The sequence below is a fragment of the Mycobacterium pinniadriaticum genome (assembly GCF_026242045.1).
In the GTDB taxonomy this organism is placed as follows: Bacteria; Actinomycetota; Actinomycetes; order Mycobacteriales; family Mycobacteriaceae; genus Mycobacterium; species Mycobacterium pinniadriaticum.
This window is the reverse complement of the sequence record NZ_JAPJDO010000031.1, coordinates 1-26,656: the sequence shown is the minus strand read 5'-3', so window position 1 is coordinate 26,656 and position 26,656 is coordinate 1. Positions and strand designations below refer to the sequence as shown.

Below are 26,656 nucleotides of genomic sequence, written 5' to 3'. Positions count from 1 at the left end.
CCGAGAAAGCAAGGTGCAATCCAGGTGACTGATCTACAAGTGCGCAAGATGCGATTCGGCTTCGCCGACTCTCCCGTGCCGTTCATCTGGAATCAGTCCGATCCGGCGTTCTCCTGCGCGGCCAACATGCTCTCCTTCCTGTTTCTCGCCATCGAGAAGATGATCAGCGCGACGGTGCACGAGGCGATGCCGTTAATCGCCGACCCGCAGGTCGCTGAGGAGGCCTTGGCGTTTGTTCGCCAAGAGGGCCAACACAGCATGGCGCACCGCCAGCACGCGAAGGAGCTGATCAAGGCCTATCCAGCGCTGCAGGAGACCCTTAATGAGGTCATGTCGGTCTACGACGATCTGACCGCCACCGCACCCTTGAAGTATCGGTTGGCCTACATCGCCGACCTCGAGGCGACATTCACACCGACGTTCACAATGATGCTCAACAACGCCGACACTTTGTTCGCGCCCGGCGATGATCGCGTGGCCTCGTTGTTCGTATGGCATTTTGTCGAAGAAATGGAGCACCGTAGCTCCGCATTGATGATTTACGACAGCATTGTCGCGAATCCGTGGTATCGCATGCGGATGGCGCCGTCAGTGTTTCAACACGGCGGGGCAGTGATGGTGAAGGCCGCCAGCAGCTTTAACAAGCTCATCCCACTCGAGGAGCGAAACGTGGACGCCACATCCATTTTCGGCAGCGAGTTGTGGAAAGTATGGCTCACACGGAAATTTTCTTTTCTGCGCAAGTATCGATTCTTCGCGCTGCCCGACGATGGCCCGATCCAGAGACTATATTCGCAAATTCCGCTCCGGGAACAGGCCGCTGTCGCATTCGGGGTCATGCGCAGCCAGGTTCCAGGGCATAATCCCGCCAAACAGGAAATGCCCCGCCTCGCCAAGGAATGGCTGGCCCGTTACGACGCGGGCCACGACGTCAGCAGGTGGTACACCTCGGGCAACCAAAGAAGGCAGGGCCAGCACGATTAATCCCCCGCCCACTGACCCAACTCTCGAACGGTCGGCGCAGCGAAGAAACGGGGCAGGGTCACCTGTGCCCCGAAAGCAGCACCGATCGCGGCGACCGCTCGCATAGCCGACAGCGAATCGCCCCCCAGATCGAAGAACGAATCATCCACACCCACCCGATCCAGTTCCAGCACCTGGGCGTAGATACCACAGAGGATCTCTTCGGTCTCGGTGGCCGGTGCGCTGTAACCGCCTGCCGTTCGGCGCCGTTCGGGCACCAACGTGGTCGCCCGTGACTGGTCGCCCCACCCGCCCGACGACGTAAGCGGCTGATCGGGATCGGCAGCCATGGCCGACAGCGCGCGGTCCAGTTGATCGACCAGCCGCGCGATGCCGTCTTCGTCGAACACGTCCGTTCGATACTGAACCCGAAGGTCCAGCTCATCACCCGGCACCGCTTGGATCGTTAGCGGGTAGTGGTAGTAGTCGCGACTTGCCACATCGGCGATGGCCAACCCGTCGGCGCCCGACAACAATGAGGTATCGGTTGGGTAGTTCTCGTACACGAATACGGTGTCGAACAGCTTTCGCTGACCGACGATCCGGTGAATCTCATTGAGCCCCAGGTGTTCATATTCTAGAGTCTGGCTTCGCTGGTCCTGCAATTGGTCGAGTAGATCCACGAGGGTGGTGTCCGGCGAAACACGGACCCGCATCGGCACCGTGTTGATCAACAAACCCACCATCGAATCCGCACCCGCCACCTCGGCCGGTCGTCCTGCGACCACGACACCGAAGGCGATGTCACGCTGGCCGGTCATCGAGATGAGAAGCTGCGTCCAGGCGGCCTGCAGTACGGTGCTGACGGTGGTGTGGTGCGAGCGCGCCAGCTCGTTCAATGCCAGCGTGGTCGCTTCCGAAATCCGAAGCGACGTAACGCTTCGCGGCCCCACCCCGAGGTCGGTTGGGCCGACCAGGGTCGGAGCGTCAAAGCCCGTCAACGCCTCGCGCCAGGCCGCTTGAGCGGCGTGCAGATCCCGATCGGCCAGCCAGCTGACGAACCTGCGATACGGCACAGCGGCGGGCAGCCGGTGTCCGTAGTAGCCGGCGAACACCTCGGCCAGCAGCACCGATAGCGACCAGCCGTCCAGCAAGATGTGGTGATTGGTCAGAACAAGCCGGTGCCGGTCCGGCGCGATGCGGATCAAGGCCGCCCGGAATGCCGTCTGCTCGGCCAGATCGCAGACAGCGGCGCGCTCTGCCACACACAACCGCTCGATCTCGTCATCGCGGTCGACGGCGTCTCGGCTGAGATCGACGTATTGCCACGGCACCATCGGATCAGCCGGAATGACCTGCACCGGCTCGTCAAACTGGGCGCAGAACCGCGCCGCGAGATTGGGATGGCGAAGGACCGCGGCGTGCACGGCCTCCTGTAGCCGGTACCGATCGAGCCGACCGGTCAGGGTGATACCCATCTGCACCGCGTATACGTCGTCGCCGGAAATGTGAGCGACGTTGGCGTGGAACAACAATCCCTGCTGCAGTGGCGTCAACGGCAGGACATCGGCGACGTCATGGGACTGGCACAGCTCGTCGATCTGCGACTGGGTCAGCCGAGCCGGCGCGATATCCGACGGCGTCAATCCCCCACCGCCACCGTGCACAAGGGCGCAGATACCGGCCAGAGCGTCGAACCACAGGCCGGACAGCCGGGTGACCTGTGCGTGGTCGAGTGCCGACAACGCCCACGTCCAGCCGGCGCGAAGGCGTGGGCCGTCGGCGGTTTCCACGGTGCCGGCGTTGAGTTCGACCGTGTGCATCAGCGGCATCGGGACTGCCGTGGCGGCGCCGGTCACCTTCCAGCCGTCCTCGCGGATCTCCCAGAAGTCACCCGACACTTGGCCGCCGCCGCTCATCCGGCCGAGATAGTTGAAACCGATCGTCGGGTCGGCGCCCGCCAGATCGACATCGCTGTTGAGGTAACGCAACAGGCCATAGGTCAAACCATCCGGCAGGGCCCGAAGCTGCTCCTTGGCGTCCTTGACGATCGGGCCCAGGCTCGGGTCGCCGGAGAGTACCTGCTCCCAGTCCAGCCCATCCACCGCGAGCGACACCGGGTACTTGGTGGTGAACCACCCCACGGTGCGCGACAGATCGACATCAGCCACCTCTTCTTGGCGGCCGTGCCCCTCTGCGTCGATGACGACCGGCGAGCCTGCGGTGCCGAGGAATTCGGTCAGCGCCAACCCGAAGGCGATCAGCAGTATGTCGTTGATCCCGGCATGGAACGCGGCCGGTACCTCGCCGAGTAGCATCCTGGTGGTTTCCGGGTCCAGTTCCACCGACAAACTGCCGGCATTGGCGTAGGTGTCGATGACCGGCTGGACGGCGGGCAGCGGGGCGGGCACTGACGCGATCTGCCGCCAGCGCTCCGCGGTGTTGAGGACCTCGGGCTGATGTGCGTGCTCGGCGAGGATCGACGCCCACCGGGCGAACGATGTCCGAGGCGCCGGCAGTTCGATCTGCTGCCCACCGTGCAGCTGTGCCCACGCGAGATTGAAGTCCTCCAACAGGATTCGCCACGAGACACCGTCGACAGCGAGATGGTGCACGATCATCAACAACTGACCGGCGGGAGCCGCCCACAATGCGCTCACCATCGCTCCGGCGGCCGGGTTCAGCCTGGATCGGGCCTTGGTCACCGTTTCGTCCGACAACACATCGACCGCATGCAGGCAGGTGCGGGCGTCCACGGATCCAGGCTCGGGTACGGTCAGCGACCAGCCCCCGGCGCTGTCTTCGTCGACGCGCAGCCGCAGCATCGCGTGCCGGTCCAGCACGGCTTGGAGCACCACCAGCACGTCGTCCTCGGTCACACCGACCGGTGCCTGGATCAAGACGGTCTGATTGAACTGGTCGACCGGGCCCGCCACGTCATGCAGCCACCGGATGATCGGAGTCGCCAGCAGCGGCCCGACACCTTCGTCGGCGATATGTTCGTCCCCGTCGGCGACTGTCGCGACCCGGGCGAGCCCGGCCACCGTCTGTTCGACGAAGATGTCGCGCGGCCGGCAGAGCACCCCGGCGGCCCGCGCCCGCGCCACCACCTGCATCGACAGGATGCTGTCGCCGCCCAATTCGAAGAACGATTCGTCCACGCCGACCCGCTCGAGTCCGAGGACCTGGGCGTAGATGCCGGCCAGGATCTCCTCGACCACATCTGAGGGAGCGCGGTAGGAGTCGACATCCTGATAGTCGGGTGCGGGCAAGGCTTTGGTGTCGAGCTTGCCGTTGACGGTGAGCGGCAGCGCGTCGATGGCCACCACGGCGGTGGGGACCATGTAGGACGGCAACCGGTCGCCCAGCGCGGCGCGCGCGGCCGCCGGGTCCACCTCACCGGTCACATACCCGACCAGGCGCTTGTCGCCGGGCCGATCCTCACGGGCGATCACCACCGCCTGCTCGACACCATCCAATTCGCTGAGCGCGGCCTGGATTTCGCCGAGCTCGATCCGATAACCGCGGATCTTGACCTGCTCGTCGGAACGCCCCATGTAGCGAAGTTGGCCGTCGGCGCCCCACGCCATCAGATCGCCGGTGCGGTACATGCGCGCACCGGGTTCCCCGAACGGACAGGCCACGAACCGGGTCGAGGACAAACCGGCCCTGCCGATGTATCCGTCGGCAACCCCGGCACCGGCCACATACAACTCGCCGACGACACCCACCGGCACCGGCCGCAACAGCGTGTCGAGCACGAAGAAGCCGAGATGATCCAGCGGTATGCCGATGGGGCTGACGGCGCTGTCGGCATCGCCCGCCACGATCTCGCGGAACGATGCGTGCACCGTCGTCTCGGTGATGCCGTACATGTTGATCAGGCGCGGCGATCCCGGAGGATGAGTCTCCAGCCATGCCCGCATGCGTTGTGGTTCCAGTGCTTCACCGCCGAACACGACGGCCTCGAGCTTCAGCTGGGAACCAACGTCGGGGTTCGCGGCGTCGGCGGTCTGTAGCGCGTAGAACGCCGAGGGCGTTTGGCTCAGGACGCCGACCTGCTCGGCGACCAGCAGGGCGTGCAGGTCTTCCGGTGAGCGCACCACCGCGTCGGGTACCACGACGACACGGCCGCCGTACAGTAGGGCGCCCCAGATCTCCCAGACCGAGAAATCGAAGGCCAGGGAGTGGCACTGCGACCATGCCAGCCCGGCCATGTCCATGTCGGCGTCCAGCGTCTGCAGCAGTCGAATCACGTTGCGATGCGGAATCGCCACGCCCTTGGGTGTTCCCGTGGTGCCTGAGGTGTAGATGATGTAGGCGATGTCGTCGGCCTGTGGCTCCGGCAGCGCCGCGTCGGCGTGGGCGGCCGGGTCGAGCAGATCGGTCACGTCGATGACCGAGAGACCATGCCCGTCAAGCAGTTCCGCCAACGCCGCGGTGGTGACAGCCGCAACCGGCTTGGCATCGCCGAGGACGAACTGGCGACGCGCCTCGGGCACCGAGGGATCGATCGGCACATAGGTGGCTCCGGTCTTGACCACCGCCACCATCGCCACGATCGCCTCGGCCGAGCGGGGCAACAACAGCGCCACCCGCTGGCCGGGACCTGCTCCGCGACTGGCCAGAACGCGCGCCGCACGGTGGGCCGCCTCGTCGAGTTCGCGGTAGGTCATCGACACGCCGTCGAAGGTGACCGCCAACGCCTCAGGGGTGCGCGCCGCCTGCGTGGCGAACATCGACGCGATCGATTCGGGACTGCTCACCGGCCGGGTCAGCACGGCGCGGTTGCCAATCTCATCGAGGCGGGCGTGCTCTTCGGTATCCAGAACGTCCAGCGCCGACATCCGCCGAGCCGGGTCGCTGGTCAGCTCCACCAGTACCCGTTGCAGCCGGTCGACCAGCGTCTGGATACTGGCGGTATCGAAGACGTCGGTCCGGAATTCGACGCCACCGCCGATCCCGGTCGGTTCGCCGGCTTCGTTCCAGCGTTCAGCCAAGTTGAACGTGAGGTCCATGCGGGCTGTCTTGGTATCCACCGCCATCGGCTCGACCTGCAGATCGCCCAGTGACAGGCCGGCGGCATCGCTGGACTGCCAACCGAAGTTCTGCCACGCCAGGACCACCTGCACCAGCGGATGGTGAGCCATGCTGCGGGTCGGCTTGAGCCGCTCGACCAGGACCTCGAACGGCACATCCTGATGCTCATAGGCGGCCAGGCTGTTGCGGCGCACCTGGGCCAGCAGCTCGGCAAAGGTGGGGTTTCCCGTCAGGTCGACCCTCAGCACCAACGTGTTGACGAAGAAGCCGACGAGCTCATCCAGCGCGGTGTCACCGCGCCCGGCTATCGGGAAGCCCACCGCCACATCGTTGTTGGCGGCCAGGTTCGACAGCAGCGCCGAGAGGGCGGCCTGGATCACCATGAAGCTGGTGGCGTTGTGTTCGCGTGCCACCCGGGCGACCTGTAGCTGCAACTCGGCCGGCCAGTCCACGTCCAGCCGGGCACCGCAGTAGTCGGCGACCAGCGGGTAGGGCCGGTCGGTGGGCAGCGCGAGTTGCTCGGGCATTCCCGCCAGGGCGTCTTCCCAGTAGGCCAACTCCGCGGCGATGCGGCTGTCGGGATCAGCCAGATCGCCCAGCCGCGAGCGCTGCCACAGCGTGTAGTCGACGTACTGCACGGACAGATCGGCCCAGCCGGGAGCCTCGCCGCCTGACCGGCTGGCATAGGCGATGCCCAAATCGCGCACCAACGGCGCGATAGACCAGCCGTCGGCGGCGATGTGGTGCACCACGGCGACCAGGACATGCTCGTCGCCGGCGACGCGGAACAGTTTTGCCTGCATGGGGATTTCAGTCGCCAGGTCAAAGGCGTAGCGGGTCGCCGCTTCGATCGCGTCGGCCAGTTCGCTTTCCGACCAGCTGGTGGCATCGAGCACAGCCCAACCGAAGTCCGCCGCCTCGGCGGGAACGACCAGCTGCTGCGGTACGCCCTCGACCGCCGGGAACCGGGTGCGCAGGCTCTGCTGATGGTCGACGACGTCGGCCAGCGCCGCTCCCAGCGCGTCGGCATCCAGCTGGCCGTGCAGGCGTAACGCCACCGGAAGGTTGTAGATCGGCGACGGCCCCTGGAGCTGGTCGACGATCCACAGCCGGTTCTGCGCGAATGACAGCGGCAGCACGTCGGGCCGCGGACCGGCCACCAGTGGCTCGGACCGGGTTTCGTCTCCGGAGATTCGGGGCGCCAACTGGGCCACGGTCGGCGTCTCGAACAGTGCACGGACCGCCAGACCGGAACCCAGACTGTTGTTGACAGCGGCGATCAGACGCATCGCCGACAGCGAATCCCCGCCCAGATCGAAGAACGAGTCGTCTACTCCGACCCGGTCGGTGCCCAGTACCTGGGCGAAGATTCCCGCCAGAATCTCCTCGGTGGGAGTGCTTGGGGCACGGTAGTTTTCCGCGTCCTGATAGTCGGGCGCCGGCAGCGCCCGCCGGTCCAGTTTGCCGCTGACGGTGAGCGGCAGCGCTGACAACTCCAGCACCGCGGCCGGCACCATGTAGGCGGGCAGCCGTTCGGCCAGCGCCACCCGGATCTTGACCGGATCAGCTGTGCCGGTGAAATAGCCCACCAGGCGCGGGTCACCGGGGCGGTCCTCGCGGGCGATCACCACCGCCTGGTCGACCCCATCGAGTCCGGCCAGCACGGCTTGAATCTCGCCGGGCTCGATGCGATACCCGCGGATCTTGACCTGCTCATCAGCGCGCCCGAGATACTGCAGCTGCCCATCGCCACGCCACCGCACCAGGTCTCCGGTGCGATACATGCGCTGCCCGGGGTCGCCGAACGGGCACGGTACGAAACGTGAAGCTGTCAGCCCGGTGCGACCGATGTACCCAACGCCCACGCCGCGACCGGCCACATACAACTCGCCGATCACCCCCTCCGGCACCGGGTGTAGCCGCTCGTCGAGGACGAACAGAGCCACTGTCGGTGGCGGCGCGCCGATCGGAACCTCGGCGCCGACTGTCAGCGGCGCGCTCATAGACGCGTACACCGTGACTTCGGTGGGGCCATAGGCGTTGATCACCACCCTGCCGGGTGCCCACTGCTCGACGACTTCGGGCGGGCAGGCCTCACCACCGAGCAGCAGCGCCACCGACTCCAACCCCTGCGGGCTCAGCGCCGCCACCGCCGACGGCGTCTGGGTGAGCACGTTGACGTGCTCGCGGACCAGCAAGGCGTGGAAATCGTCCGGCGACCGCACGACCGAGTCGGGCACCACCAGCAGGCGCCCGCCCCCGAGCAGGGCAGCCCAGATCTCCCACACCGAGAAGTCGAAGGCATAGGAGTGGCACTGGGTCCACACCTGGTCGGCGGGTAGATCCGGATGGGCCGAGTCTGCCAGGTGGGCCAGGTTACGGTGGCTGAGCGCAACACCTTTCGGGGTGCCGGTCGTGCCCGACGTGTAGATGAGGTAGGCGACGTTGTCCGGGTCCGGTGCCGGCAACGCGGTGCTGGGCTGCAGGTCGATGCCGGGGTCATCGATATCGATGACCGCGACGTCGTGTCCGTGCAGCCGGGGCCGCAGCGCCGCGCTGGTGACGGCGGCGACCGGTGTGGCGTCGGCCAGCATGAACTCGATGCGCGCCTCCGGCAGCGCGGGATCAATCGCCAGGTAGGCCGCCCCGACCTTCAGCGCGGCCAGCATGACGACAACGGCATCGGCCGAGCGCTCCAGCATCAGCGCCACGCAGTCACCAGCGCCGACACCCGCGCCGGAAAGCACGTGCGCCATCCGGTTGGCGGCCTCATCGAGTTCCCGATAGGTCATCGACACGTCGCCGGATGTCAGCGCGACAGCCTCCGGGGCTCGCGCAACCTGTGCGGCGAACAACTCCGGGACCGAATCCGCTTCGGGCACACGCTGAGTCAGCACAGCGCGGTTGCCCACCTCGTCGAGGCGCGCATGCTCGGCTGAATCGAGCACATCGATCGCCGACAACGGTCGGGACGGGTCGGTAGTCATCGCGACCAACACCCGCTGCAGCCGCTCGACCAACGTTCCGATGCTGTCAGCGTCGAACACGTCGGTACGGAATTCGACCATCCCACCGATCCCGGTGGGCTCACCGGCCTGGGTCCAGCGCTCAGTCAACGAGAACGCGAGATCCACCCGGGCGGTATGGGTGTCGAGCGGGAGCTGGGTGACCTGAAGGTCTCCCAGTGCCAAGGCGATGTCCTCGCTGGTCTCCCCGGGCAGGTTCTGCCAGGCCAACATCACCTGCACCAGCGGATGATGGTTGAGCGATCGAGTGGGGTTGATCCGCTCGACGACCACTTCGAACGGTACGTCTTGATGCTCGTAGGCAGCCAGACTACGCGTGCGTACCTGAGCCAGCAGGTCGGCGACAGTGGGGTCACCGCCGATGTCGACCCGCAATACCAAGGTGTTGACGAAGAATCCCACCAGGGCGTCAAGGGCGGGGTCCCGGCGTCCGCCGATCGGGAATCCCACCGCCACATCCGAACTCGCGCTGAGCTTGCCCAATAGCGCAGCCAGGGCGGCCTGGACCAGCATGAAGCTGGTCGCGTTGTGCTCGCGGGCCACCTCGGCGATCCGCTTCTGCAACGCAACTGGCCACTGCCACGAGAAGGTGGCGCCGTGCTGGTCTGCCACCGGCGGATACGGTCGGTCGGTCGGTAACTGCAGCCGTTCGGGCATGCCCGCCAACGCGTCCTGCCAATACTCCAGCTGGGCGGCGATGAGACTGTTCCCGTCGTCCAGGTCACCAAACTGCGCGCGCTGCCACAGGGTGTAGTCGACATATTGCACCGGCAATTCGGGCCACACGGGATCGAGCCCTGCGCATCGGCAGACATAGGCCACGCCCAGGTCGTGGACCAGCGGAGCCATGGACAGGCCGTCGGCCGCGATGTGGTGCGCTACCGCGACCACCACGTGCTCGTCGTCGCTGACACGGAACAACCTTGCCTGCATGGGGATCTCGGTGGCCAGATCGAACGCGTGCAGCGCTACCGCGTCGACCGCCTCATCCAGCTCGGCCTGCGACCAGCCGGACGCATCGATGACATCCCAACCAAAGTCGGCCTGATCGGCGGGCACCACCAGCTGCTGAGGGATTCCATCAGGCGCGGCGAACATCGTGCGCAGGCTTTCGTGACGGCCGACGACGTCGGCCAGCGCGGCACCCAGCGCAGCGGCATTCAGGTGGCCCTGCAACCGCAGGCCGACCGCCATGTTGTAGGTGGGCGACGGTCCTTGCAGTTGATCGAGGAACCACAACCGGTTCTGCGAGAACGACAGCGGGATCACCGCGGGCCGCTCCATGGGTGCCAGCGGCTTGAGCCGGTCGTCGCCGCCGCCGATGCGCGGTGCCAACTGGGCGACCGACGGCGTCTCGAACAACGTCCGAACCGAGAGATGGGTGTTCAGACCGGTGTTGACGGCGGCGATCAGCCGCATCGCCGACAGCGAGTCACCACCCAGGTCGAAGAACGAGTCGTCCACCCCGACTCGGCTCAGACCGAGCGTCCTGGCATAGATGCCGACCAGGATCTCCTCGACGGCGCTGGCGGGGGCTCGGTAGGTATCGGCGTCGGCGAACTCCGGCGCCGGCAGGGCACGTCGGTCGAGTTTGCCGTTGACCGTCAACGGCAACGCGTCGATCACCATGATCGCAGCAGGAACCATGTACTCGGGGAGGCGTTGCGCCATCGCAGCGCGCACCGCCGCCGGTTCGAGATCCGATGAAGCCCCGGTGACGTAGCCCACCAGCCGCTTGTCGCCGGGGCGGTCCTCGCGGGCAATCACGACGGCCTGCCCGACTCCATCCAACCCGGCCAGCACCGCGCGAACTTCGCCGAGCTCGATGCGATATCCGCGGATCTTGACCTGCTCGTCGGCGCGTCCCACATAGCGCAATTCGCCATCGGCGCCCCACCACACCAGGTCGCCGGTGCGATACATCCGGTCCCCCGGCGCACCGAACGGACAGGCGACGAAGCGTGACGCCGAGAGTCCGGGTCGGCGCCAATACCCCAGACCAGCCTGCGGCCCGGCCACATACAAGTCTCCGACGACGCCCGCCGGCACCGGGCGCAACCACTGGTCCAGCACGAAGAACGCCAGGTCGGCCAACGGTCCGCCGACCGGGCTGACATCGTCGGCGGTGTCCGCTTGGACGATCTCCCGGAAGGAGGCGTGCACCGTCGTCTCGGTGGTGCCGTACAGGTTGAGCAGGCGCGGCGAACTCGGGTGACTGTCCAGCCAGGTTCGAAGGCGTTGTGGCTCAAGCGCTTCACCGGCGAATATCACCGCATGGAGGTTCAGCCGCCGGGCCACGTCGGGCTGCAGCGCATCGGCCGTTTGCAGCGCGTAGAACGCCGACGGGGTCTGAGACAGGACCGTGACCTGTTCAGCCGCGAGCAGGGCATGGAATTCCTCCGGCGCGCGGGCCACCGACTCCGGCACCACCACCAACCGGCCGCCACGCAACAACGCACCCCACATCTCACAGACCGAGACGTCGAAGGCCAGGGAATGCCAGAGCGACCAAACCTGTTCCGCCATATCGATGTCGGCGTCCATGGCAGACAGCAACTCGATGACATTGCGGTGGGTGATGGCGACACCCTTGGGGACGCCGGTGGTGCCCGAGGTGTAAATCAGATACGCGATCTCCTCGGGAGCCGGCCCCGCGAGAGGGGTGCTGGGTTGACCGTCGACCGCCGGATCGTTCACGTCGATGACGTGCAGGCCCTGCCCGGCCAGCCGCCCGGCCAACTCGCAGTTGGTGATCGCCGCCGCCGGCGCGGCGTCGCCGAGCACCAGCTGCATGCGTGCCGAGGGCGCGGCCGGGTCGATCGGCACATAGGCCGCGCCGGTCTTGAGCACCGCCAGAATGGACACGATCGCGTCCGCCGACCGCGGCAACAGCAGCGCCACCCGCTGGCCGGGCCCAATCCCATTGCCCGCCAACAGATGAGCGAACCGGTCTGTGGCCTCATCCAACTCGCGGTAGGTCCATGAACGCTCACCCCAGGTCAGCGCCGGCGAGTCCGGAACGCGGGCCACCTGAGTTGCGAACAAGGCCGGAATCGACAGCGGCGCAGAGACATGCTTGGTCAGTGTCGCGCGATTACTCCAATGATCCAGCTCGGCGAGCTCGGTGTCATCGAGCACGTCGATGGACGACAGCGGCTGGGTGGGATCGGCGATCATCGCGGCCAGAACCCGCTTGAGGCGCTCGATCAGCGTTGCCACAACCGCAGCATCGAACACATCGGTGTCATATTCGACGCGCAGCGTCAGCTCATCGCCGGGCAGAGCTTGCATCGCGATGGGGTAATGGTTGTACTCGCGGTGGGTGAAGTTCGTAACCGCCAACCCATCGCCGCCCGACAACGTCGCGGCATCGATCGGATAGTTCTCGTAGACAAAGAACGTGTCGAACAGATGATCCTGACCCGTGACCCGATGAATCTCACTCAGCGCCAAATACTGATGATCAAGAGTCTGAGCATGCGCATTCTGCAACTGATCCAACAGCTCAACGGTCGTGGTCGCCGCCGTAATACTCGCCCGCACCGGCACCGTATTGATCAACAGACCCACCATCGAGTCCGCACCCAACACCTCATCGGGGCGCCCCGACACCGTCGTACCAAACGCCACATCACGCTGACCCGTCAGCGACATCAACACCCGTGCATAGGCACCCTGCAACACCGTGCTGACCGTCGTATGACACGACCGTGCCAACTCACCCAACGCACGCGTCATCCGCTCCGAGACACCGACCGAGATGACGTCGCGGCGGCCCAGGCTCGCCCGGCCGGCCGCACCGGTCAGAGTCGGGGTGTCGAACCCAGCCAGCACCTGTCCCCACGCCGCCCGCGCGGCATCCAGATCACGCCCAGCCAACCAGGTGACAAACCGCCGATACGGCGCCGCCGGCGCCAACCGCTGCCCGTAATAGCAGGCAAACACCTCACCCAACAGAATCGACAGCGACCACCCATCCAACACAATGTGATGATTGGTCAACACAAACCGGTACTGATCAACCCCGGTCCGAATCAACGCCGCCCGAAACGCCGGCTCGTTCACCAACTCGCACACCGCAACCCGCTCGGCCGCGCAAACCTGCGCAATCTGCTCCTCGGCGTCGAGCTCGAAGTACTGCCAGGGCACCGCGGGATCGGCCGGTATCACCTGGACGGGGTCGGCGAATCTCTGCGAGAAGCGGGCCACCAGATTGGGATGGCGGACCACCACCGCCTGCACCGCACGATGCAACCGCTCCACATCCAGCGGGCCACTCAAACCGACATACAGCTGCACCGCATACACATCGTCGCCACCCAACGCCGCGCTGGCGTGAAACAGCAACCCCTGCTGCAGCGGAGTCAGCGGCAGAACATCAGCGATCCGCATACTGCCGCTCGAGCCCGGCGAGCTACTCTTGGCGACTACCGGCCGCACCTCGGGGGGCGTGGCTACCGTCGGCTCCGGCCGGGCCCCGTCCTCACCGATCAGCGCTGCCAATTGGGCGACGGTGGGCGCGTCGAACAGCGCTCGCACCGAAAGGCGGGTGTTTAGTCCGGTGTTGACCGCGGCGATCAGCCGCATCGCCGACAGCGAATCCCCACCCAGCTTGAAGAACGACTCGTCGACGCCAACCCGTTCCAAGCCCAGCACCTGCGCGTAGATCCCGGCCAGGATCTCCTCTACCGCGTCACTTGGTGCCCGATAGGAATCGGCATCCTGATACTCCGGCGCCGGCAGCGCCTTGGTGTCGAGCTTGCCGTTGACCGTCAGCGGCAGCGCGTCGATCGCAACGACAGCGGCGGGAACCATGTAGACCGGGAGCCGTTCGGCCACGGCCGCACGCGCCGTCGCCGGGTCGGCAACCCCGGTGATGTACGCCACCAGCCGCTTGTCACCAGCGCGGTCCTCGCGGGCGATCACCACCGCCTGCTCGACCCCATCCAATTCACTGAAGGCGGCCTGGATCTCGCCAAGTTCGATGCGGTACCCGCGGATCTTGACCTGCTCATCGGCACGCCCCACGTACTCGAGCTGCCCATCGGCGTTCCAGCGCACCAAGTCGCCCGTGCGGTACATGCGTGCACCCGGCGCTCCGAACGGGCATGCCACGAACCGCGTTCCAGACAGCCCGGCTCGGCCCACGTAGCCATAGGCCAACCCCGACCCGGCCACATACAGTTCGCCGACCGCGCCCGCTGGAACAGGCTGTAACCAGCCGTCAAGCACAAAGAAACCCAGGTTCGACAGCGGACGCCCAATCGGGCTGACCGCGTTGTCGCTATCGGCCTCGACAACCTCGCGGAACGACGCATGCACAGTCGTCTCGGTGATTCCGTACATATTGATCATCCGCGGTGACCCGGGATGGCTACGCAGCCAGGCCCGAAGACGGTGTGGTTCAAGGGCTTCACCACCGAACACGACGGCCTTGAGCGCCAACTGCTGCTCAAGAGGCGTATCGACACCTTTCAACGCATAGAACGCCGTGGGCGTCTGACTCAGCACATCGACCTGTTCGGCCACCAACAGGGCGTAGAAGTCCTCAGCCGAGCGAACCACCGCGTCGGGAACCACTACCACCCGGCCGCCATAGAGCAGGGCGCCCCAGATCTCCCACACCGAGAAGTCGAAGGCCAGCGAATGACACTGGGTCCAAACCTGCTCCGCCAGTTCCATATCGGTGGCCAACGCCGCCAGCAGACGCGTCACGTTGCGGTGCGGAATGGCCACGCCCTTGGGCGTCCCCGTAGTGCCCGAGGTATAGATGATGTACGCGATGTCGTCGGGCGCAGGCCCCGGCAGCGCCGTAGTGGGCTGGCTGTCGACGCCCGCATCACCGAAATCGATGACCAACAGATCCCGCCCATCGAGGCGAGAACGCAGTTCAACGGTGGTGATCGCGGCAACCGGCGCGGCATCGTCGAGCACAAACTGCATCCGCGCCTCCGGCACGGAAGGATCGACCGCAACATAGGTCGCCCCAGACTTCAACACCGCAAGAATCGCCACGATCGCCTCGCCCGACCGCGGCAACAACAACGCCACCCGCTGCCCAGGCCCCGCACCATGAGCCACCAGCAAATGAGCCAACCGGTTCGACGTCTCATCCAACATGCGGTACGTCCACGACCGCTCGCCACAGCGCAACGCCACAGCATCCGGAACCCGAACCACCTGCTCGGCGAACAACGCAGGAATCGATACCGGCGCACTCAGCGGCTGAGCCAGCACCCCCCGATTACCCCATACCCCAAGGGCATCCCGCTCTACTGCATCGAGCACGTCAATCGAGGACAGCCTACGTGCCGGATCAGCGGTCATCGCCACCAAAATGCGCTCGAGCCGTTTGATCAGCGTTTCGATATCGGCCACGTCGAATATGTCGGTGTCGTATTCGACACGCAGAGTCAGTTCGTCGCCCGGAATGGCTTGGACTGAAAGCGGATAGTGGTTGTACTCGTGGTGGGTGAAGCTCGTGACAGTCAACCCATCGGTGCCCGACAACGTCGCGGCATCGATCGGATAATTCTCGTAGACAAAGAACGTGTCGAACAGATGATCCTGACCCGTGACCCGATGAATCTCACTCAGCGCCAAATACTGATGATCAAGAGTCTGAGCATGCGCATTCTGCAACTGATCCAACAGCTCAACGGTCGTGGTCGCCGCCGTAATACTCGCCCGCACCGGCACCGTATTGATCAACAGACCCACCATCGAGTCCGCACCCAACACCTCATCGGGGCGCCCCGACACCGTCGTACCAAACGCCACATCACGCTGACCCGTCAGCGACATCAACACCCGTGCATAGGCACCCTGCAACACCGTGCTGACCGTCGTATGACACGACCGTGCCAACTCACCCAACGCCCGCGTGGTGTCCTCGGCCACCCCAAACGACGCGATGCCGCGCCCACCCGGAGCCCGGCCGGCCTCCCTGATCAGTGTCGGGGTGTCGAACCCAGCCAGCACCTGTCCCCACGCCGCCCGCGCGGCATCCAGATCACGCCCGGCCAACCAGGTGACAAACCGCCGATACGGCGCCGCCGGCGCCAACCGCTGCCCGTAATAGCAGGCAAACACCTCACCCAACAGAATCGGCAGCGACCACCCATCCAACACAATGTGGTGATTGGTCAGGACGAACCGGTATTGGTCCGTCCCAGTCCGAATCAGCAGAGCCCGAAACGCCGACTCATTGCCCAACTCGCACACCGAAACCCGCTCGGCCGCGCAAACCTGCGCAATCCGTTCCTCGGAATCGAGCTCGAAGTACTGCCAGGGCACCACCGGATCATCCAGAAGGATCTGGACCGGTTCGGCGTACTGCTGGGAGAAACGGGCCGCCAGATTGGGATGGCGGGCCACCACCGCCTGCACCGCCTGATGCAACCGCTCCGCATCCAGCGGACCACTCAAACCGACATACAGCTGCACCGCATACACATCGTCGCCACCCAACGCCGCACTGGCATGAAACAGCAACCCCTGCTGCAGAGGAGTCAGCGGCAGAACATCAGCTATCCGCATACTGCCGCTGAAGCTCGTCGATCTGCTCCTGGGTCAGGCAGGCGGCGATATCCGACGGGGTCAGCCCGCCCCCGCCGCTTTGCACATGCGCACAGATTCCGGTCAGGGCCTCGAACCACAATTGGCTCAACCGGTTGACCTGGGCCTGATTCAGTGCCGAAGTCGCCCACGTCCACGCCGCGCATAGGCACGGCCCGGCGTCGGTGTCCACGGTGCCGGCGTTGAGCTCCAAGGTGTGCATCAGCGGTATGGGCGGTTTCACGCTCGGACTGATGTTCGCCAACCCGTCCCAGCAGATCTGCCAGGCATCGCCAGAGGTTTCGGCCGTCGTCGCACCCTGGCGCCCAAGATAATTGAACCCGATCACCGGATCGGATCCCGCCAGATCGACCTCGTTGTTCAGGTAGCGCAGGACGCCGTAATTGAGGCCCTCGGGCAGGGATCGAAGCTGCTCTTTGGCGGCCTTGATCACCGCACCCAGCCGCTCGTCACCGGCCACCACCTGCGCCCAGGTCAGTCCCCCGCCGACATTCAATGACACCGGGTACTTCGCGGTGAACCAGCCCACGGTGCGGGAAAGGTCGACCGGCTCACCCTGGGCGGCGACCAATTCTTCGTCCCGCCCGTGGCCCTCGACGTCGATGGCGATCGGCGTGCCGCCACTACCCAGGAACTCCGTCGCGGCCAAGGCGAAGGCGATCAACAAGATATCGTGCACACCGGCGTGGAATGCCGCCGGAACCTCACCGAGCAGCATCTGAGTGGTCTCGATGTCCAGATACGCCGCCAGGTCGCCAGCCGTCCGCAGCGTATCCACCTCTGGCCGAACCGCCGGCAACGCGGCCGGTGTGGCCGCGATCTGCCGCCAGGTATCGGCCTCCGCCGCAACGTCGGGACGGTGGGCATGCTCTTCCAGCAGCGAGGCCCACCGGGCGAAGGACGTTCCCGGCTCAGGCAGTGTCGCCGGTTGGCCGGCGCGGTGCTGAGCCCAGGCGAAGTTGAGGTCCTCCAAGAGAATTCGCCACGACACCCCGTCGATCGCCAGGTGATGCACGATCGCCACCAACCGACTCGTCGAGGTCACCCAGACCGCGCTGAACATGACACCGGCCGCCGGGTTCAACTGCGTCCCGGCGTGCAGCACGGCGTCATCGGTCAGCACGTCAACGGTATGCAGGTGAGATCGGGCGTCTACCGAGCCGGCCTCGGGTACCTCCAGCGACCAGCCACCGGCATCGTCGCGGTCGACCCGCAGCCGCAGCATGGCGTGCCGATCCAGCAGGAGTTGCAGCATCGCCAACACATCAGCCTCGGTGGTGCCCACGGGGGCCTGCACCACCACTGTCTGATTGAAGTGTGCGACCGGGCTGCCCGCGGCTTCCAGACTCTCGAGCCAGCGGATGATCGGCGTCGCGATCACCGGACCGGTCCCGTCGGCGGTCAAGTCGGTGTCGGCGTCGACGACCGTGGCGACATGCGCCAGCCGGGCCACCGTCTGCTCGACGAAAACATCACGCGGACGGCACAATACGCCCGCGGCTCGAGCACGGGCCACCACCTGCATCGACAGAATGCTGTCGCCGCCCAATTCGAAGAACGACTCGTCGACGCCGACCCGCTCCAACCCCAGCACCTGGGCAAAGATCCCGGCCAGGATTTCCTCCACCGCGTCGCTCGGTGCGCGGTAGGAATCGCCGTCCTGGTATTCCGGTGCCGGCAGTGCCTTGGTGTCGAGTTTGCCGTTGACCGTCAGCGGCAAAGCGTCGATCGCGACGATCGCGGTGGGAACCATGTAGACCGGGAGCCGTTCGGCCACGGCCGCACGCGCCGTCGCCGGGTCGGCGGGCCCGGTGATGTAGGCCACCAGCCGCTTGTCACCCGGGCGGTCTTCGCGAGCGATCACCACCGCCTGCTCGACACCGTCCAATTCGCTGAGCGCGACCTGAATTTCGCCGAGCTCGATGCGATAACCACGGATCTTGACCTGCTCATCGGCACGCCCCACGTACTCGAGCTGCCCATCGGCGCTCCAGCGCACCAGATCGCCGGTGCGATACATCCGCTCCCCCGGCTTCCCGAACGGGCACGCGACAAACCGCGTTGCGGACAACCCGGCCCGACCGACATAACCATAGGCCAGCCCGGATCCGGCGACATACAGTTCTCCGACCACGCCCGAAGGCACTGGCTGCAACCAACCGTCAAGCACAACGAAACCGAGGTTGGCCAGTGGGCGGCCGATCGGGCTGACGGCGATGTCGGTGTCAGCTTCAACGATCTCCCGGAACGTGGCATGCACGGTCGTCTCGGTGATGCCGTACATATTGATCATCCGCGGTGCGCCGGGATGGCTCTTCAGCCACGCCCGAAGGCGGTGCGGTTCAAGGGCTTCGCCACCGAACACCACGGCCTTGAGCGCGAGCTTGTTCGACTCGTCGGAATCGGCGTCAACACTTTGCAGCGCGTAGAACGCCGTCGGGGTCTGGCTCAGAACGTCGACGCGTTCGGACACCAGCAGGGCGTGGAAGTCTTCCGGCGAGCGGACCACCGCGTCGGGCACGACGACCACCCGACCGCCGTAGAGCAGGGCGCCCCAGATCTCCCATACCGAGAAATCGAAGGCCAGCGAATGGCATTGCGTCCAAACCTGCTCCGCCAGCTCCATATCGGTGGCCAGCGCCGACAACAGTCGGGTGACGTTCTGATGCGGTATCGCCACGCCCTTAGGGGTTCCGGTGGTTCCCGAGGTGTAGATGATGTACGCGATGTCGTCGGGAGCCGGCCCCGGCAGCGTCGTGCTGGGTTGCCCCTCGACGGCGGGATCGTCGAAATCGATGATCAGCAGATCCCGGCCCTCGAGGCGACGGCGCAATTCCGCGTTGGTGATCGCCGCGACCGGCGCGGCATCGTCGAGCACGAACTGCATCCGCGCCTCCGGCACGGACGGATCGACCGCGACATAGGTCGCACCGGTTTTCAGCACCGCAAGAATCGACACGATCGCCTCGTCCGACCGCGGCAGCAACAACGCCACCCGCTGGCCGGGGCCGGCACCGTGAGCTGCCAGTAGGTGGGCCAGCCGGTTCGTGGTCTCGTCAAGCCGGCGATACGTCCATGACTGCTCGCCGTAGCTCAGCGCCACAGCATGCGGGACTCGCGCCGCCTGCTCGGCGAAAAGCCGGGGAATCGAGACCGGTGCGCTCATCGGTTCCGCCAGCACCGCCCGATTGCCCCATGCCCCAAGACAATCCCGTTCGGTGGCGTCGAGCACGTCGATCGATGAGAGCCGCCGGCCCGGATCGGCGGTCATCGCCACCAGCACCTCCAATAGGCGTCTGGTCACCTCGGCGACGTCCCAATCCGCGAACAGGTGACCTGCACCCAGTGTGCTGAGGAAGAGCTCGTCGCCAAGCCCGGAGAAGGTGAACCCGGTGCTACCCGCAAGACCGGAGTTGGTCATGTTCGCCGATGCCGGTACGCCGCCGAAGTCCAAGGTAAATGCGGCCGGGAAGAAGTTGATGACCATCCGGTCGGCGGTCTTCGTACCGCGTTCGAGCGCGTGCACCGGAAACCTCTGATGCTGCACGGCTTCTGAGATCTGGGTGTCGACGTGCTTGCAGAAATCCCGCACCGAGGACTCCGCCGGGGTGCGTAATACCAGCGGCACCAAACCGGCGGCATTCCCCGGAAGTGTTTTCAGCTCCGGGCGGACCCGCCGGCTGACGGGGAAGTCGAACACCACCTCGGAGCCCGCGGCACAACGCCCACGTACCAAGAGCGCGCTCGCCGCGGCGATGACCGACGTACGCGGGATGTCCCATTCGTGAGCCAGCTCGTCGACCCGTCGCAGGACTGCCGGATCCAGGGGCACGGGCACCGAACGCCAACCCGCATCATCGCCTTCCGGCAATCGGTTATCCGATCCGCCGCCGGAGGGAAGGTGTGCGGTCCAGTAGTCCTGGTCGTCTTGATAATCGCTTGATGCTTCATATTCCGATTCACATTCCAGCAATTCCCGCAATGAACCGAAGAACGCGGGTGGAATGAGGTCCCCAGAAATGGTGGCAGAGTAAATCGACGCGACGCGATTGACGAGCAACCAAATTCCGGCACCATCGATGACGATGTGGTGGAAACACCCGAATACGTAGAATTCCGCGGGACCGGTCTCGAATAGCGCGTATTTGAAGAGCGGGCCGGCGAACGGCATCGGCGTGCGCTGGATCGACAGCGCCGCCTCGTGCACGTCACGTGCCGGATCGTCCGAGCGGGAGAAGTCGTAGAAGTCCAGCTCGATTTCCGGGTAGTCGATGACCCGCTGGAAGACGTGGCCGTCCTCCTCGAAGAATGCCGCCCGCACCGGTTCGGCTTCTCGCATGGCACGTTGCAGCGCCCACTCGAAAGCGTCGCGTTCCAGTGCGCCCTCGACTTTCAGCAGCATGCCGATTTGCCAGTCCGTACCGCCGTGACCGGTCTCCTGCGCCAGCCAGATGTCCAGCTGCGCGCGCGTCAGAGGAAGCGCATCCTCGTTGAACTCCATCAGAACTCCCAGACCCAAACCGACCGACTAGTCAGACGCTCGGCTGCCCGCCAACCGGTCGCGCAGACTCTTCGGCCGTATGTCGGGCCAGTTCGCTTCGATGTAGTCCAGACATGCCGCACGGTCAGCCTCGCCGTGGACGACCCGCCAGCCGGCGGGGATATCGGCGAACGTCGGCCACAGGCTGTGTTGCTCCTCGTCGTTGACCAGGACGACGAAGGTGCCCTCGTCGTCATCGAACGGATTGGTGCTCACCGCGTCTCCCGACACTCTCGTCAATATGGGTAGAACAAGTTCCAAACCATACTTCTTGGGTATGACCCATGTCACGGAGTTCGGTGTGACTCACATCACCAGCAGCAACCTTTTGTGCACTCGTGCACGCTAGTGACAGCAGTGGCCACCGGTTTCTCTCAGATGGCGCGGTTAGGTTCGCCGTTGAGGCATTTCGTTGCCGCGACACCGGGAAGCCCGCGAGGAGGCGGAATCCGCCTACGGTCGTTAGTGCCCAGCGCCAGCAAGCGCCCGACATCATCGCTGACGGTGCGATTGTCCGCGGCGAGCGAACTCTTCCAACCGATCGGCGGCGTCTGCCGCGCTCTTGGCAGGTTCGGTGATCCGGGTGGCCAGCTCGCGAGCCCTGGCGACGTAGTCGGGGGCCAGGATCGCCCGCAAGTCTGCGACCAGCGACTCCTCGGTAACCGTAGAAAACCGCCGGGCGGTGCCCACCTTCAGCCGTTTGACCGCGGCCCCATAGATCGCGTGAACGAGGTCCCAGAAGAGGATCAGCTGGGGCACGCCCGCTCGCATCCCGATGGGCGTGGTGCTCGAGCCGCCGTGGTGGACGACCGCGCGGCAGGCCGGGAAGACGGTCGCGTAATTCATCAGGCCGACCACTTTGACCCGGTCGGAGTGGGGGGCATTGCTGAAGTCGGTTCCGGCTGCGCCGACCAGCGCCCGCTCGCCCAGCCGCGCGCACGCCGCGTCGATCGTCGCGATCGTGTCGGCCGGAGACTCGACGGGAATGCTGCCGAAGCCGAAGAAGATCGGCGGCGTGCCCGCGGCAATCCACGCCATGACCTCCTCGTCGTCTGCGGTCGCCAACTCCAGCGTCAGCGTCCCGACGAACGGCCGTTGCCCATCGAAGGACGTCCATTCGGTCGCGAGACCGGGAAAGCACGCCTGGTCATACGCCTGGATTTCCAGCGATCCACGTTGGGTGATCCGCCACGGCGCCGACCGGGTCGCCTTCGATAAGCCCAGTTCGCGGCGCTGGGTGTCCTCGACCTTCTTCGTCCCGCGCCAGGACATCCACCAGAACGCCCTGACCACCGCGCGGCCCAGCGGCGCCGGCAGGAAGGGCAGGACCCGGGCGTTGGGCCGCAGCGGGAAATAGTGCAGGGTGGCGAACGGGATGCCGTATCGCTCGGCGACGTTGGAGGCGGCGTCCTCGAAATTGATGCCGCTGAACACCAAGTCCGCGCCCTCGGCCAGCGACATCAACGTCGCGCTCATGTCCTGCCAGCCCTGGAACAGGGGCCCGGATATCTCCCGCCGCGCCGCGGCCATCGTCCGGATTTTCCAGGGGGTACTGAAGAAGCAGGTCCAGTAGTCGCGGTGCGCATCCAGGATCGAGCGGGAGTTCGGCCCGAATCCGACGGTGTCCGGCACGGCGGCCTCGGTGAACTCGACCAGATCCGGCGGAACTGCCATGGACACGTCGTGTCCGCGGCGCACCAGCTCACGCCCGACAGCTGCGGTGGGCTCGATATCGCCGCGGCTACCCCAAGTTGCCAGCACGAACTTCATCGCGGATGTGTGACCTCGCCGAGCGACCGCTACCGGGCGCCGCTCATGGCGAGAAATTCGCCTAGATACTTCGGTGGCTTGAGGTTGAGCAGCCGGGTGCGGTCGGCCTTGAGATCCGCGTAGGTCAGTGCCGCAACCTGTTCCGGTGAGTAGGACAGGGTCGACTCCGGAGTTCCCTTTCGGACGAATCCGACGCCCTGATCGCACTTGAGCACGCCGACCAGCAGGTCGGGGCGGGTGCTGCGGAGTTCGACGATGGCTTTCCAGACGTCCCCGTTCCAGATGCCGATCTTCAACGGCCCGGACTGCTGCGCCATGAACTCGTCCCACGACTCCGCGCGGCGGCCGGCCAATTCGAACGGCGGGTTGCAGTCGTGCAGGAAGATGACGCCGTCGTCCTTGAGATGGCGCACGGTGTTCTCGACGTCGCGCACCACCTGCTCGTAGGTGTGCAGCCCGTCGATCAGCGCGACGTCGACGGGATGTTTCTCGAGCAGAGCTGTCTCGTTCTCGAAGAAGGCGTCACTGGTGGTCTCGAAATACCGGACGTCGCGTCCCTTGGCGTTGGCGAGTTCGCGGGTGCGATCGGTGAGCCGGAACGCGGGGTCGACGGCGATCTTCACGTCGGCACTGATCCGTTGGAAGGCCTGCCCGCGCGAAACGCCGATCTCCAGGTAGACGGGGTCGGTCCGCATGGCGAGTGCCTGTTGGACGGCCCTGATCCGGTTCACGCCGGGCATCGCATCTGCCAACATCACCAGACCGTTGTTGATATTCACGCGACGATCCTTACCACAAAGCGGTTCGGCGCCATGAGGGTTTCGGCCCACTGGCCGGTGGGGGTAAGAATGGTCGGCTATGCCGCGTTCATTCGAGATCGTCACCGAATCAGCCGCCAGCGTCGCGCAGATTCACGAGGCGTTCGTCCGGGAGGACTACTGGCGCGATCGCGTCGCCGGTGACGGGTCATCCACCCTGGATTCGCTGATCATCGACGCCGACGGCGTGGTGGCGGTGCAGATCACCCAACACCTCGGTCGCCAGATACTGCCGGCGCTGGTGTCCAATTTCGTTCCCGGAAACCTGAAGCTGGTCTATCGCGAAACCTGGCGACCAACCGGCGACGGCGAAGTGCTCGGGGAGAGCCACGTTTCGGCATCGGGCGGATTGGGCTCGACCCGCGCCGACAACTGGCTCACACCGGCGGGCGACGCATCCCAGCTGCGCGCCACCGGAAGAGTGGACGTGAAAATCCCGCTGGTCGGCGGCAAGCTCGAGAAGTCCATCAGCGCGAGTCTGGCGGCCAGCATTCCTGCAACGCTGCGCTACACCACCACGTGGATAGCCGAACACGGATAAACCACCACTTATTGACGTGCGCGAATGTAACAATGCCTCGACCGCAGCGTGTCCGCTCAGTGAGTAGGTAGGTGATCTTGCGCCAGGCGCAGAGCGTTAGCCCTACCGAGAACCCTCAGACCCAGCGCTCCGACCGGAAGACCTTCCGTGCGGATATCGAAGGTTTGCGCGCGGTCGCCGTGCTGGCCGTCGTGCTGTTTCACGCCGAGGTTCCCGGGCTCGGCGGCGGCTATGTCGGCGTCGACGTGTTCTTCGTCATCTCCGGGTTTCTGATCACCGGCCTGCTCTGGCGCGAGGCGAGCAGCACCGGCACCGTACGGTTGCGCAGCTTCTACGGGGCCCGCGCCCGCCGCCTGCTGCCGGCCTCGGCCGCCGTCGGCGTCGTCACCATGGTCGGCTCGGCGATCCTGTTGCCACCGCTGCAGGCCCGGCTCGCGATCAGCGATGGCATCGCCAGCGCGCTGTATGTGAGCAACTACCAGTTCGTCCTGCGGGGCGTCGACTACTTCGCCAACAACGTGACGCCATCGCCGTTCCTGCACTACTGGTCGCTCGGCGTGGAGGAACAGTTCTACCTGGTGTGGGCGCCGATGCTGCTCGGCACGGTCTGGCTGATCCGCTTGGTCCGCCGGGCCAGGGGGCGCCCCCAACCCCGGGCAGTCGCCTCCAGGCGCCCGTTCATCGCGTTGCTCGCCGTGGTCGCGTTGGTGTCCTTCGTGTTGTCCTACCTGGCGACCTACATCGTGCCCGCGGCGGCGTTCTACTCCCTGCCCACGAGGGCGTGGCAGCTGGCTATCGGCGGGCTGGTGGCACTGACGGCCATCGGCTGGCAGCGCCTGTCACCGCGAATCGCGGCGGTCGTCGGCTGGACCGGACTAGGGATGATCCTGCTGGCCTGCGTCTGGCTGAGCCCGACCACGCTGTATCCGGGCACCGCGGCCCTGCTGCCCACCGTGGGCACTGCACTGCTCATCGGCGCCGGCTGCGCCACCGCCGACCACGGCGCTGGACGTCTGCTCGGATTGTCGCCGATGCGCGCCATCGGCCGCATCTCCTATTCCTGGTACCTGTGGCATTGGCCGGTGCTGATCCTGGCTCCGTTCCTGCTGGGACACCCGCTCGGGTTGGCGGCCCGCCTCGGTGTGGCTGCGCTGTCCGCAGTGCTGGCCTGGCTGACCATGCGCTACCTGGAGAACCCGCTGCGATTCGCGCCGAAGATCCGCAGCTCCGCCTGGCGCAGCCTCGGACTCGGCGCGGTGGCCACCGTGATCGCGGTGTGCGTCGGCCTCGGGCTGATGAGAGTCATGCCCACTCCCGTCGGGCATGGCGCCCCCGCGACGCCGCTGGCGTTCGCCGCGTTCCCCGTCCCCTCCGGTGCGCCCATGGGTGCGTATGACACCGCAGTGCACCAAACATTCGCCGAGGTCGAAGCTGCGGTCGCGGCATCGGCCCGCATGAAAGCCGTCCCCAGCAACCTGACCCCACCGCTCGAACAGGCCTATGCCGAGAAAGCCCAACTCTCGTTCGGCGGCTGCCTGCGCGAGCCGTTCGAAAGCGGACAACCCGAGTGCGCCATGGGCGATACCTCGTCGTCGACAACCGTTGCATTGGTCGGTGACTCACACGCCGCCATGTGGACCCCCGCGTTCCAAGAGGTCGCCGCCCAGCGACGCTGGCGGCTGGAAATGCTCGCCAAAGGCGCGTGTCCGCTCCTCGACCTGCCGATCACCAATCCGCTGAGCCGGTTGGCCGAACACTTCGAACACTGCGCTCAGTGGCGGGTACAGATCCTGAATCGCCTGGAATCCGAGCGTCCGCGACTGATCGTGCTGAGCCTGTGGCGGGGCTACGGCACCGCGGAGTCGTTGTCCGGATACCGGGCCTACGACACCGCTTGGATCGACAGCTTCACCAAGCTGGTGGCGCGGCTGCGCGCCACCGGCGCGCAGGTGCTGACGCTCGGCCCGATCCCAGATCCCCACATCCACGTGCCGGTCTGCCTGTCCGGCTACCTCGATGACGTCTCAGCCTGCACCCCGGCTCGCTCGGCCGCGGTCAACGAATCGGGCATCGCCGCCGAAGCCGCCGCCACCGAGGCTGGCGGCGGACAATACGTCGACACCACCGACCTGTTCTGTACCAAGGAAAGCTGCCCGGTCATCGTCGGCAACACCCTCGTGTACATAGACCAGGACCACATGGCCCTCGAGTACGCGCGTGCGCTCGCTCCGGTCATGGCGGCACTGGCCGACCGCGCACTCGCCCACACCTAGGCCGTGTCCGATAAATGTGGTAGCCAGACGGTGATGGCACGTAGGACTGCTGCGCCGCGGTAGACGATGGCGAGTTTGTCGTAGCGGGTGGCCAGGCCGCGCCATTG

8 protein-coding genes are annotated in these 26,656 nt (G+C 65.8%); 3 read left to right on the top strand and 5 right to left on the bottom strand.

What is annotated here, in order from left to right; genetic code table 11:
* Window positions 1-24: 24 nt before the first annotated feature.
* The gene (locus tag ORI27_RS25220) at window positions 25-984 is read left to right on the top strand and encodes a metal-dependent hydrolase (protein WP_265999809.1); all 960 of its coding nucleotides are present in this window, start codon (window positions 25-27) and stop codon (window positions 982-984) included.
* On the opposite strand, the gene ORI27_RS25215 is transcribed toward ORI27_RS25220, so the two are convergent.
* From ORI27_RS25215 to ORI27_RS25185, 5 genes are all read right to left on the bottom strand, one after another.
* Window positions 981-16,568 (bottom strand): non-ribosomal peptide synthetase, encoded by a 15,588-nt coding sequence (locus ORI27_RS25215; protein ID WP_265999808.1) that lies wholly within the window; start codon window positions 16,566-16,568, stop codon window positions 981-983. The two genes, ORI27_RS25220 and ORI27_RS25215, sit on opposite strands and share 4 nt — an antisense overlap.
* Window positions 16,555-21,108: an amino acid adenylation domain-containing protein gene (locus tag ORI27_RS33040; RefSeq protein WP_407666426.1), complete on the bottom strand. Its 4,554-nt coding sequence runs from the start codon at window positions 21,106-21,108 to the stop codon at window positions 16,555-16,557. Before ORI27_RS33040 ends, ORI27_RS25215 begins: the two co-directional genes overlap by 14 nt.
* Before the next feature lie 27 nt (window positions 21,109-21,135).
* Window positions 21,136-21,363, bottom strand: coding sequence for an MbtH family protein (locus ORI27_RS25195; RefSeq protein WP_265999807.1), 228 nt, complete (start codon window positions 21,361-21,363; stop codon window positions 21,136-21,138).
* Between the two features lie 276 nt (window positions 21,364-21,639).
* Complete coding sequence (locus tag ORI27_RS25190; protein WP_265999806.1) at window positions 21,640-22,917, bottom strand: glycosyltransferase; 1,278 nt, start codon at window positions 22,915-22,917, stop codon at window positions 21,640-21,642.
* A 29-nt stretch (window positions 22,918-22,946) separates the two neighbouring features.
* The gene (locus ORI27_RS25185) at window positions 22,947-23,672 is read right to left on the bottom strand and encodes a class I SAM-dependent methyltransferase (protein ID WP_407666428.1); all 726 of its coding nucleotides are present in this window, start codon (window positions 23,670-23,672) and stop codon (window positions 22,947-22,949) included.
* A gap of 103 nt (window positions 23,673-23,775) precedes the next feature.
* Here ORI27_RS25185 and ORI27_RS25180 point away from each other — a divergent pair, with 103 nt between their 5' ends.
* Together ORI27_RS25180 and ORI27_RS25175 are read left to right on the top strand one after the other, a co-directional pair.
* The gene (locus tag ORI27_RS25180) at window positions 23,776-24,276 is read left to right on the top strand and encodes a DUF2505 domain-containing protein (protein ID WP_265999804.1); all 501 of its coding nucleotides are present in this window, start codon (window positions 23,776-23,778) and stop codon (window positions 24,274-24,276) included.
* A gap of 71 nt (window positions 24,277-24,347) precedes the next feature.
* Window positions 24,348-26,549 (top strand): acyltransferase family protein, encoded by a 2,202-nt coding sequence (locus ORI27_RS25175; protein ID WP_407666425.1) that lies wholly within the window; start codon window positions 24,348-24,350, stop codon window positions 26,547-26,549.
* Window positions 26,550-26,656 lie beyond the last annotated feature (107 nt).

Coding starts and splice junctions, on each gene's coding strand:
- ORI27_RS25180 (WP_265999804.1), top strand. CDS start 23,776: ATGCCGCGTTCATTCGAGATCGTCACCGAATCAGCCGCCAGCGTCGCG.
- ORI27_RS25215 (WP_265999808.1), bottom strand. CDS start 16,568: ATGCGGATAGCTGATGTTCTGCCGCTGACTCCTCTGCAGCAGGGGTTG.
- ORI27_RS25185 (WP_407666428.1), bottom strand. CDS start 23,672: ATGTTGGCAGATGCGATGCCCGGCGTGAACCGGATCAGGGCCGTCCAA.
- ORI27_RS33040 (WP_407666426.1), bottom strand. CDS start 21,108: ATGGAGTTCAACGAGGATGCGCTTCCTCTGACGCGCGCGCAGCTGGAC.
- ORI27_RS25190 (WP_265999806.1), bottom strand. CDS start 22,917: ATGAAGTTCGTGCTGGCAACTTGGGGTAGCCGCGGCGATATCGAGCCC.